Source organism: Shewanella sp. M-Br (assembly GCF_036245925.1).
GTDB classification, from domain to species: Bacteria; Pseudomonadota; Gammaproteobacteria; order Enterobacterales; family Shewanellaceae; genus Shewanella; species Shewanella oncorhynchi.
Genome location: NZ_BJBV01000016.1, coordinates 1 through 11,637, shown reverse-complemented (window position 1 = coordinate 11,637; position 11,637 = coordinate 1). Strand labels below are relative to the sequence as shown.

The 11,637-nt window shown below is 41.5% G+C and carries 10 protein-coding genes; 9 read left to right on the top strand and 1 reads right to left on the bottom strand.

Annotation, left to right across the window (positions count from 1 at the left end; genetic code table 11):
- Positions 1–8: 8 nt before the first annotated feature.
- From AAA952_RS14165 to AAA952_RS14155, 3 genes are read left to right on the top strand one after another with little or no spacing between them, the layout of a single operon-like run.
- The gene (locus AAA952_RS14165) at positions 9–1,262 is read left to right on the top strand and encodes an integrating conjugative element protein (RefSeq protein WP_338257925.1); all 1,254 of its coding nucleotides are present in this window, start codon (positions 9–11) and stop codon (positions 1,260–1,262) included.
- Complete coding sequence (locus AAA952_RS14160; protein ID WP_338257924.1) at positions 1,259–1,573, top strand: hypothetical protein; 315 nt, start codon at positions 1,259–1,261, stop codon at positions 1,571–1,573. The genes AAA952_RS14165 and AAA952_RS14160 overlap by 4 nt, the downstream gene beginning before the upstream one ends.
- Positions 1,567–3,165 carry a conjugal transfer protein TraG N-terminal domain-containing protein gene (locus AAA952_RS14155; protein WP_338257922.1) on the top strand — a complete coding sequence of 533 codons (1,599 nt, stop codon included), beginning with the start codon at positions 1,567–1,569 and terminating at the stop codon, positions 3,163–3,165. The genes AAA952_RS14160 and AAA952_RS14155 overlap by 7 nt, the downstream gene beginning before the upstream one ends.
- A gap of 2 nt (positions 3,166–3,167) precedes the next feature.
- On the opposite strand, the gene AAA952_RS14150 is transcribed toward AAA952_RS14155, so the two are convergent.
- Entirely contained in the window at positions 3,168–3,296 is a 129-nt protein-coding gene (locus AAA952_RS14150) for a hypothetical protein (protein WP_338257920.1), read from the bottom strand.
- A gap of 333 nt (positions 3,297–3,629) precedes the next feature.
- Between AAA952_RS14150 and AAA952_RS14145 the strand changes: the two genes are divergently transcribed.
- The 6 genes from AAA952_RS14145 to AAA952_RS14120 all read left to right on the top strand — a co-directional run bounded on the left by AAA952_RS14145 (position 3,630) and on the right by AAA952_RS14120 (position 11,543).
- Positions 3,630–4,844, top strand: a complete 1,215-nt coding sequence (locus tag AAA952_RS14145) for a ParA family protein (protein ID WP_014620989.1) — start codon at positions 3,630–3,632, stop codon at positions 4,842–4,844.
- Between the two features lie 2 nt (positions 4,845–4,846).
- A complete protein-coding gene (locus AAA952_RS14140) occupies positions 4,847–5,857 on the top strand; it encodes a plasmid partitioning protein B (protein WP_338257918.1) in 1,011 nt (336 codons plus the stop codon).
- 972 nt (positions 5,858–6,829) lie between these two features.
- Positions 6,830–7,405: a DUF3275 family protein gene (locus tag AAA952_RS14135; protein ID WP_173248926.1), complete on the top strand. Its 576-nt coding sequence runs from the start codon at positions 6,830–6,832 to the stop codon at positions 7,403–7,405.
- Between the two features lie 67 nt (positions 7,406–7,472).
- On the top strand, positions 7,473–8,561 hold the full coding sequence (locus tag AAA952_RS14130) for a DUF6094 domain-containing protein (RefSeq protein ID WP_014620992.1): 1,089 nt from the start codon (positions 7,473–7,475) through the stop codon (positions 8,559–8,561).
- A gap of 67 nt (positions 8,562–8,628) precedes the next feature.
- On the top strand, positions 8,629–9,261 hold the full coding sequence (locus AAA952_RS14125; RefSeq protein WP_014620993.1) for a hypothetical protein: 633 nt from the start codon (positions 8,629–8,631) through the stop codon (positions 9,259–9,261).
- The gene (locus tag AAA952_RS14120; RefSeq protein ID WP_338257912.1) at positions 9,258–11,543 is read left to right on the top strand and encodes an SNF2-related protein; all 2,286 of its coding nucleotides are present in this window, start codon (positions 9,258–9,260) and stop codon (positions 11,541–11,543) included. The genes AAA952_RS14125 and AAA952_RS14120 overlap by 4 nt, the downstream gene beginning before the upstream one ends.
- Positions 11,544–11,637: the final 94 nt, after the last annotated feature.

Genomic DNA, 11,637 nt, shown 5'->3' with positions numbered 1-11,637 from the left:
AAAATTCAATGAAAGAGCGATTTTTAGTCTGCGTTATAGCCTTTACGTTGGTACCAATGAGTGTACCTAGTCACGCACAAACGGATTTAATTTATTACACCATAGGTGGAGGTAACGTCATTTCAGCGCCAGCAAGAGAGCAGCGTGTTAAACAAAAAACCATTGGTGTTAATTGGGACATGAACTTGCAATGTGGCAATTTAGATCCCGAATTGACGGTAAAAAATCAGTTAAATGGTATTACAGATGGTTTTCAAGACATGATGGGTAGCGTCTTACAAAATGCAACGTCTGCAGTGATGTATCTCCCTGGTTATTTTATTCAGAAACAAGATCCTGGCTTATACGATTTACTCACAAATGGTGTTTTGCAAAGTAAATTTGATTTCGACAATGCTAAAAGTTCCTGTGAAGACATGACGAAATGGATGGGTGACGGCTTAGGCTCAAGCGAGTGGGCACAACTCAGCCAAGCCAATGCCTGGACTACTGCAGCAAAGAAAGGTGATGCCGTCCAAGCTAAGAAAGACGCTGAGCAGGACAAAGGTAATTCAGGGGTGGTTTGGCGAAGTGGCGTTCCGGCAGGAGGACGTAATCAGCAGCCTATTCGGATCACAACAGATACTGCAATTGCAGGATTCGAAATATTGACAGAAGGTCAGTCAAAACCCAAAAAAGAAGGCTTATATCGTTATTGGGAAACCAAAGAAGAACTCACTGAATGGGTTACTGGTGTGATTGGTGATGTCGTTACCCAGACTGGCACCGACAAAAGCAAAGAAGGTGCTATTGCCGGTATTGGGTTAAGTGCGGAAGTGGCCAAACAAACGATCGCAATTGAGCAAGAACTGCAAAAAGCCATGGTGAGTAAAAATGGCACGCCTTCGTTCCCGCCATCATTTATTCAAGCACTGAAAGTCGATCCTGCCCGGGAGATTATTGAGCAACGAGTGATATCTGAAGTGGCATTAGTGCAAACTATCGATAAAGCACTCTTAGCGCGTAGAGCGTTAATTGCGGGCAAGAAAGAGACCTACATTGCTCAAAACAAAGTGGCACTCGCTGACATTGATAAATCAATCGCACTGCTCGAGCAAGACATTGAATTATTGAGGTTTGAAGCAACTGTCAGGCAACAATTTTCCAGCAATATCATTGATGAAGTGATTTCGCGTAAGCAGTACGCAGACCGTCAGATGAGCCCAGATGCACCCAAGGTCAACTCATCGTTTGAAGGTGGTAAGTTTGGAGCTAGCCAATGAACAAACAAACGAATAAGGCAATCTGGCGTCAATTTATTAAAAAGAGTGGCCTCGTTTTACTGTCAACGTTCCTTTTTATCACGGCGATGATGTTGCTAAGCCTTGGAGCAGCAGCAATCCCTGAAAATAACCTCACGCCGCTGCCGTATGCATGGTACATGATTGGTCTGCGTCTGTTGGGTTATATCGCATTTTACTATTACTTCCGACAACATCGTTATATCCCGCTCATCGTGGCTATTTTCGCGACGTGTTATGAAGGTCATTTATCAACGTTACATCAGGCTGCAGCAGAGGGGTTACTATGGTAGTAAATGACTATTTGACGTTATTTTTAACGTTGCAAGCTTGGGTTATCTCCAACAAAATCTTTTACTTATTGTCGAGTGCTAACCTGTTGGTTTTGCCTCTGGCTGTCATTGTCTTTAACACCATGACAGAAGCAATGCGCGAAGGGGAAGATGAGGGTAATAAAGGATTGTTGTCTCTCAATCGTAGTGCTGTAGGGCTGGTATTGGCTATCGCGGCTTATATTTTTGCAATGGTGCCCAGTCAATCGTTGAGACTGGAGACACTTACCTACAATAACGTTCGCAGTGAACAATGTGGTGTCGCATCAACTAAACCTGGGAGTGACACAGGGACCAGTTGGGACAATGCCTTTGAATCATTGGGCGGAGAAACTGCCAAAGTGCCCTCTTGGTGGAAACTGATCCACGGCCTATCAATCGGCATTACCAATGCATCAGTTGCGTCAATCCCTTGCTCTTATGACGTCACTCGTTCACAGTTAAAGTTGAGTGAAGTCAGCATTAATTCCCCAGCTTTACAGCAAGAAACCCAACAGTTTTATGAGCAATGTTTTGCGAATGCAAAATCGTCAATGGTAAGAGAGTCCTATCAAACCCAAAGTGTGGCAGATAAAGACTTTGACCACGCTCTATGGTTGGGGGATAAGTATTTTATGTCAAATAATCCCGCAGCAGTACACACCACGTATAGAGGGATCTCATCATTAGAACCCGTCCCAACATTTCCATATAACGCTGTGCGTGATGCAGCTTACAACGAAAATTGGGCAGTACGTTTAGGCAAAGCCGAGGCATCAACCCATGCCTATCCAAGCTGTTATGAATGGTGGCAGGACAGTCAATATGGCCTCCGTAATCGCCTAGCCAAAGAAATCCAGCAAAATTCTCCCGAAATCTACGCTGACGTGATGCAACCACAAGGCTGGTTCGATGAGCTATTTAAAGGTGAAATCACTGCTGAAGGCCGTAAGGACATGCTGATTCGCAGAGCATTGAGCACTGAGAATATCAACGCAACAGGGCGAACAACGCGAGGCTATGGTGCGGTGATCGATAAGAGTGGCGAAAAATTCATATCAGAAATGTGGGGCAGTACTGCAGGGGGGGCAGGCTTAATTGCGGGGCGCGTATTTATGGAGCCGGTGTTCTTTATTGTTAAGGAAGCGCTTCCCATTTTTCAAGCGTTACTGACGAGCGTGATCATCATTTCAATCCCATTAATTTTACCCTTAGCATTATACCAATGGCGAGTATTGATCACGGTAACCGTTGCCTATTTTGGGGTTCAGTTCTTTACGTTTTGGTGGGAGTGGTGTCGTTCTCTCGAGTCTAAATTGTTATCGGCAATGTATAGCGGTCACGACTTCAACATAACCGATCCTATCTCATATGGCGCGAGCGCCATGAATGCATTGGACTCTGAAATCATCAAAGTCGTGTTGTTAATACTGTACGTAGTTGTGCCAGCACTATGGCTGAGCGTTATCGGTTTTGCAGGCTATCAAATGACAAGCTTGGGGAGCGGATTTAATGATGGGTTAAATACTATCAAGAGCACCACATCAAAAGGAATTGAACAACTCAAAAAATAAAATTAATAAAACCAAGGACCATTAGGATCGGGGTTACCAGCATCGTCACGCCATTCTCCCCCACCACCTTTAAAATAGGACAGCGGGTTCTTAGACGCAGGCTCTTGGTTTAAATCATGAAATGTATTCACATACGCTTCTATCGACATCGTTGGTAGAAGCGTACTTTGTCTGATTTCTCGGTCCTTTTTGAACTCAGCGTGCCAGCGTTTTAGGAATGCTTTCATCAAAATCACCTAAACTAATCCAATAAATAAAGAAGGTGTAAACTCATATTTTTAAAGCCAATTTACTTGTATTTCACTCGCAATTTAATGCCTTAAATTCCATTGATTTTCAGTTTATGCCCTATTTAGCCACTTGTAAACAGACATAATCAAAAAAACATCAATGATTCACAATTTCGGAATTGACTCAAAAAAATGAATCAGTTAGCATTATTCAAAATAATTAGGAGAACTACCATGGATTACAATGCCCTTATTGCAATGGGATCTCGCGCTACAAGCTCTCGTCAATTTCGTTCAGATGTTCAAAAAGATGTAAAAAATGAAGTTTCAAAACAAACATATTCACAACGTGAATTGCATCGATTATTAAAATTTACGAACAAACCGATCGCAATGAACACATTGAAAGAGATCATGCTGCAACAAGAAACCGAGGGTGTGATATTCCCTCGAACAGCTTCAGGTCAGTATCAATTATCCATTGAGGATTGCTGGAAGGTTGGAGATTATCTGGGTGTCACTCGTTACAGAGATAAAGGACTAAATGCCTTTGTCGCAATTCTGCAAAACCTTAAAGGCGGTGTTGGAAAATCACTAGGCACAAACATGCTCGCGGAAGCATTGATTTTACTTGATAAATACCTTATGCAACAGGTTCGAGTATTGATCATTGATTTAGACCCACAAGGCACAAGCACTCAACAAGTTCTGCCTGGCTATGAAATTTCTGATAGTGATCTAACGTCAGTTCTGGCCATGGCTTCGAAGGGATTGTCTCGTGATGAACTGTTGTTATCTGGGGTAAAGAAAACATCAATTACAAATCTGGATATTTTACCCTGTGGCACTTTGGATGGATTCTTAGCTGATGAGCTGGACGATCTCGACATAACAGAAGGTCAGCCATACTTCACACTATTGCATCATCGCGTCATAAAAAATCTGGCTAAAGATTATGATTTTATCTTTTTGGACGCAGGTCCACATATGGATAAAGTGATGAAAAATTGCATTGCTGCGGCAGATGGCATTTTCATTCCCGTTCCACCTACTTTTTATAATTGGGACTCAACGGTTCGCTTTGTAGAACGTTTACCCATTGTCATCGAACAGATGATTTCTGATGGTTATCAGTGTGAGAAGTTGAAGTTTATCAGCGCCTACATATCAAAGGATGTGTCGAATAAGCGTCAGCACGATCAAGATATTTATCAAGGAGCAGTCTCAGAGTTATACAATATTTTTGGACATCAATTTGTACTCAAACACCCCTTACCTGCCGAAGACGCTTTTGAGCGCTGCACTGACAGTTCGACAACCATTTTTTCAATGATAAGAAAAAATTATACAGGCAGCACTGATGCGTTTAATCGTTCATACATAAAAGCATCTGAATGGGCAAAAGAACTGATAGATATGATGGTGATATACCATAAAGGGGAACAGTAATTATGTCAGGTAAAACAGCACTACAAGACCGATTACGCAAACGTAGTGAAGCATTAGCGACAGGGACTTCTCAGCCCTTAGAAGAAAATAACCACTTAATCGCACCTCAACAACGCACATTAACACTATCAAGTGGGCGGGTAATTACACTCAAGTTACATATTTTTAATGGTAAAGAGGATATACAGAAGTTCACACGTATTGATAGCTCAAATATTAGAGAGCAATCCTGGCTGAATGAAAAATCTCTGTCCGATATTTTACCTACAATTGCTGCAATGCAGTTATATCCAGCAATTGGGTATTCCGATACTGATAATCATATTTTGATTGTTGATGGTTCACGGCGTAGGGCTGCTGCGATTTTGAAGGATTGTAGTTATTCCGTTGAGGTGTCAGACCAACAATTAACAAAACGTGAAGCAAAAGAGATAGTTGATTTATCGGATAAAAAGAAAAAATTTACAGATTTTGAATGGGGTAAATTTTACTCGTTAAAAATGGCTGAAACAGATCTGACTCAAAAACAATTTGCAGAGGGAGAAGGAATTTCAGAGGCTACCCTGTCTCGTTATGTCAATGCATATAACGTCGATGACAGGTTATACACTCTCTTTCTTAACAAAGACGAGATAAACTCTGCTGCTGACAGTCAACGTTTAATCAAAATTAATAGGTCAATTAAAGCGTTAAATGAAGATGGCATTGAAGATTTTGTTCTAGAAACTTATGAACTCATTGAAAGTAAAATCTCTGAATGTCAAAACATAGAAGAACATAAAATCTTAGTGTTCTCTTGCTTAGAATCTGTGCTGAAAAAGAAGCAAGCTAAAGTTGGTCGTCAGAAAAAAAGTGTGGAACCAATAGCCTTGTTCAGCGGTGAGAAAAACAATGAATTCATTCGTTATCATGATGATTCTCCACACAAATCAACAATAACGCTATCTCGAATAAATGCTGAAAAACGCGAAAAAATTAAAATATTGATCCAACAGATAATGCAAGAAGAATAGAGTTAATCTTTGACTGTGACGCCGATTTTTAGCGTCATCTTTTGTTCGTTTATAACGGCATATTTTCCATATTAGTAAAAAATAAAGGCCACTCACAGTGGCCTTTACTGACCTTTAATTTGCTGTACTAAGGCAGAACGCACTCAATCCGCTTCTTATCAATCACATTTAGCAATCGTAAGGCCTGCGACTATTAGAAAGCCATATTGTTCACGAAGTGGAGAAAACGCACCCACGACAGCAAGTAGACAACACCAAGTTTTTTGTCTATTGTTTGGAGTGTAGCTAGCTGACGGTTCTTCTCCCGCCTTTGTCGCGGTGCCAGTTCCTTAGCATAAAGCGAAAGACCTATGGCCCGATATTGCTGAATTGCAGTCTCGGGCCTTCTCATTTAGGAGCACTTGAAAACCCTAAAATATTGAGTGTGTTAAGAAAGTACTACGGGATTTTGGAAAAAAATCATCTAACTAAGTTATCAATAAGTGCCACTTTTTTGAAAGAATAAGCACTTATTGAGGTAATTAGTATAAAGATGAAAAAGAACATTAGTGGCGTGCTGCTGCGGCTTTTGAGATTGGGCGATTAATGGCAAATAATTCAAAAGTAAAATCCATTAAATACAATTACTTTATATCTTTTAAAAACAAATAGTTATTAACTGTTTAAGCAAAAGTTCAACGCATTAAATTCCATGAACATACTCCTACTAACCAGTAGAAATTTTTCCTATTTCCTAATTCAATTCAAAATGGTAAGCTATTTTGTGTAATAAAGTTGCTCACTGACTTACAGTGTGAAGCACACGGCAGTACGCCTTAAATGGCTCCATGAAATGTGTCGCGTTCAGCTTAGGCTGATTGGAGTACCCTTCACCTCGGTCTTAATACAGACATTTTACCCTTGCTAGTACTTAGTATCCCTAACCGGAAGATCTTTTCCGGTGGAAAGATCTTCATTATTTTTGGAGTTCTTATGTTACAAGTTCCAGGCACATTAACGATTAAAACTATCTCTGGGCGCTTTGGTCTATTCAATGTTGCTCAACTTGAGCTCGATATCGGTAGATTCACCGTAAAAGATGCGCTGCTTGAAGAATATTCAGAAGGTGTATACCACGGCACATTTGCAATTAAGCGGATTTATTCAGGAAGTTATCAATTAGGGCATCGATTTACCATCGAAACCAGAGCTGAAGTCTCGCAAATTTGGCTTGATAACTTTGATGAACGTCCTGTTGAAATCGATGAGCCGATGAATGTTGATCCACTAACGGAAGAACGTGCTGAACAACATCCATCTCCATTGAGCGAACCATTAGTAGATAACTCGTTAGTTCAAACAGAAGCTGCAATACCTCTTGAACCCCATAGCGCTGAATTAATTTTCGGTGATCTCTGGCCATTAGGTAATGCCGTAAAGCTTGACCCAACCAATCGTGAACAAATGCGACTGCAGATAAATTACTTGAAAGGGCAGTTCCTTGATGGAAAACGAGTATGGGAATTTAAACCCCAGGAGAAAATTTGGATTAAGCAAATTGATGCTTAAACCATAAATTAACATTAATAACCCACGGGGCTTCCTGTGGGGAAGTGCCGTGTTTGGAGGATTGCTTATGGCAATTATGCACCCACGCGTAGCACATAATTATTTAAAAGACGGTTATTACCCAACGGATGAGGAGACCCTCCAGGGGATAGCCTGTTTACTCACCGTACCTGCTGGTTACATCCGCGCGATTGACCCTTGCTGTGGTGACGGTGCTGCATTGCAATTCCTGCGTAAGCGCTTTATTAATCCGATGAGTTGTTATGGCATTGAGCTTAATAAAGAACGCGCAACCATTGCGGCCCAGCAGCTCGAACATGTACTTAATGTCAATACTTTTGACTGTGTAGTTGGCAGTAATAGCATGAGTTTTCTGTTTCTTAATCCCCCATATGGGGATGTTGTTTCAGACAATTTAGCTCAAGCTGACAAAGGCATGAATCGATTAGAAATACAGTTTACACGTCGCTGTTTGGGCTTTTTACGCAAAGAAGGGGTTGTTGCTTTAGTTGTGCCCTTTCCCAGTCTTAGCCCTGGTTTCTGTCATTATTTAGCCAGAAACATCGGTGATATCCGTGTTTATTCAGCCGCAACAGATCGCTTCAATCAAGTGGTTATTATGGGCGTTAAACGCGATATGAATGGGGAAGAACTCAGGCTTATTAGAGATAGGCATCGAGATCTATTAGTTAATATCGGTCAGAGTATTAGCAAAGCGGCAATATTACCGACGTCACCCGTCACTGAACCATACCAAGTACCCGCGATATCGACAACGCCATTTCGATTCGAAGTTGTTAGTCCGGATAAGGCATTACTGGGTGATGTTTTTTTCACTCATAAAGGTTTATGGCAGCGTTTTGGCAGCGTGTTTTCACAAGCTTGTCATCACACGATACCGAGTCCTTTACGTAAACTTTCGCCCTGGCATTTATCCCTAGCATTAGCGGCGGGACAGATATCAGGTCATGTAGTTAGCAATGATGGTAGCAAACATTTGTTGGTTAAGGGGGGCACTCAAAAAGTGCAGCGAACGGTTACCACTATGGATGAAATCAACACTATAACCACTCGAATAGACCAATTTATACCGACAATTCGCGCAATTGATATCACTGAAGGTGATACTTTTGGTGACATTATCGTTATTCAATAATTCACTTCCCATTAGGGGCAATAGGCCCCTATGCACGGGGCTTATTCATATTTAAGGATAAGGCTCTATGCAATATTTACCACAAACAACACCGCTTATCGCACTCAATGGTGGTCTGTATATTGATGCATTTGTGATGGACGAAAATAACGACATCATTTTTCTATCGTTATGGGCCAGAGATGGTGAAATGCAACATTTTTTCGCAGCATTAACCTTACCTGTTAGCCAAGGGGGTTATCGCGATAGGTTTGTGAAGTTACCGAATGGTGATACACAACTACTTAATTTTAATCGTGTCACTGACATGAAAAAATTAAGCACACGATTACCCAAATATACCCCTGTCGGAGAATGGGTGCATACCTGGTTAATGCTACCGACATTAATGAAAACACCGCATGGCAGTCAAGAAGCGTTGGTATTGAGTCAACATACTTTGAATTGGGATGCGCTATGGCCCCTGGTTAAAAATCTGTGCCATCTGCCATTGCTTGATGAATGGAAAGATGTTCTTGCAGAGTTATTAAGCCATTGTGTTAAAGCGCTAACCAGTTGGGGAGTGTTTGGTTATCAAATCAAACTTGAACCAGATGTAATTGAATCCATTATCGCTGAGGCAATAAAAGATCGCTCTCTGACATTACAAGGTCATTCGCTACAACCTTCGTACAGCAATCAATCGGAGGAAGTGCTATGACTGAGGCAATATTAACTCATCTTGTTACCGAAGAGTCTGAAGTTCAAACCTCAAAGAACACTGTTTCTTTAACGGATTTCATACATGATTTTGGTTCTGGACTATTAGCAAACGTGGAGAACGCTTATCCAGCTCGTTACCAACATGCTTGTATCGATAGAGATATGGTTATGCAAAGCCTTAAGCGAGTCCCTTTTGAGGCACAAGCAGAGGTAGTACAAGCGGTATCGAGTTTATTGGTGGATGACAATGCCCCTGCTGCGATTATTAATGCAGAGATGGGCACTGGCAAGACGATGATGGCGATCGCCGTTACGGCAGTGTTACATGCTGAGCGTAAAGCTCACCGTATACTGGTGTTATCCCCACCGCATTTAGTTTACAAGTGGCGCCGTGAAATCTTGGATACAGTCGATAATGCAAAAGTGTGGATATTAAATGGTCCAGATACGTTGTTATCACTATTGAAGATCCGAGCAATAGCCACAGAACATGACGGACCCGAGTATTTCATTCTAGGCCGTGTCAGGATGCGAATGGGATATAACTGGAAGGTTGCGTTTAAGATTAAACGTAAGCGGACATTACTTAGTAGAGACATTGATGATCCACAATACGGCTGGGCTAACCATGTAGTTTGTCCTGACTGTTTTTCAGAGGTGAAAGATGAAGAAGGTTATGCTTTTACATCGGCTAACTTTCCTCAAGATAATCAGCTTTGGTGTCAGCAATGTAAAAGTCCTTTATGGACGCTACATCGTAAACGGATTGATGGTTCATTAGATGGTACGGTAAAACGATCGTTAATGACGTTGCCGACGATAGGAGAAGCCACTGCTGCAAGGCTTATAGACGCCTTTGGGGTTAACAATATGGCTGAAGCACTTACGGATAATATTTACGAACTTGTAAATCTTATCGATGCTGAGGGTGAGTTTGTATTTAATGACAGACAAGCTGAGCGTATTGAGCGTAAGTTGGCTAAAACCCAATTTGCGTTTGGCCAAGGTGATTACCAAGCGAGTGAATTCATTAAGCGATATTTACCAAAAGGCTTTTTTGATCTAATGGTGATTGATGAGGCACATGAGTATAAGAACGGTGGTTCGGCGCAAGGACAGGCGATGCAAGTCTTAGCGTCTTGCACGAAACAAACGTTACTCCTGACTGGCACATTAATGGGCGGTTATGCAGAAGATTTGTTTTATCTACTGTGGCGTTGTATGCCCAATATCATGATGAAAGATGGTTACACTTACCACAATGGACGTTTAGGCAGTGCTGCGATGGCATTTTCACAAGAACACGGCATTATCAAAGAGATAATGAAGGTATCCAGTGAGGATAATCATAAAACAGCTAAGGGTAAAAACATTCGGGTGAGTCAAACACGCGCTCCTGGATTTGGTCCATTAGGTGTTGCTCGATACGTATTGCCATATACGGCTTTTCTTAAACTTAAAGATATTGGAGGCAATATTTTACCGGCTTATGAGGAGTTTTTTGATGGTGTTGATCTCGATGCTGACATGGCAGAAAGATATAGCGCATTGGAAACAACGCTTTTAGAACGGTTACGAAAAGCGTTAAGGGCGGGAGATACCACGTTATTAGGTGTGGTGATGAACGTCCTTTTAGCTTGGCCAGATTGTTGTTTTAGGGCTGAAAACGTATTGCATCCACGAACACGAGAAACGTTGGCCTTTGTGCCTTCACTATTTGATGATGAACGCCCGACGCCAAAAGAGGAACGGCTTATTGAAATGGTGAATAGTAATAAAGCCAAAGGGCGGCGCACACTTGTGTATACCGCATATACCGGTAAACGCGATACTGCCACTCGATTAAAATCATTATTGCAACCAAGTGGTATAAAGGCGGCAGTGATGCGTGCTTCTGTGAAAACGGAAGATCGGGAGGACTGGATATTGGAGCAAGTTGATAGAGGTGTTGATTGTATAATCTGTAATCCTGAACTGGTCAAAACAGGACTAGATTTGTTGGAATTTCCATCAATTATCTTTATGCAAACCGGTTATAACGTTTACACGTTGATGCAAGCTGCTCGGCGCAGTTGGCGAATAGGGCAGAGTGATGATGTTGATGTGACATTTTTAGGTTACAACAATACGGCACAAATGACTTGTTTGGAATTAATGGCCAAGAAGATTGCTGTGACTCAATCGACTTCTGGTGATATGCCAGATAATGGCTTAGATGCTCTTAACTCTGATGGTGACAGTATCGAGGTCGCGTTAGCGAAGAAGTTACTGAATGCTTAATCAATAAACTTAAACCCAATGGGACAATTTCCCATTGGGTTGTTGTCCTTTTTATGGAGAGACAACATGACAATACCGTCTGATATTTTTGCTG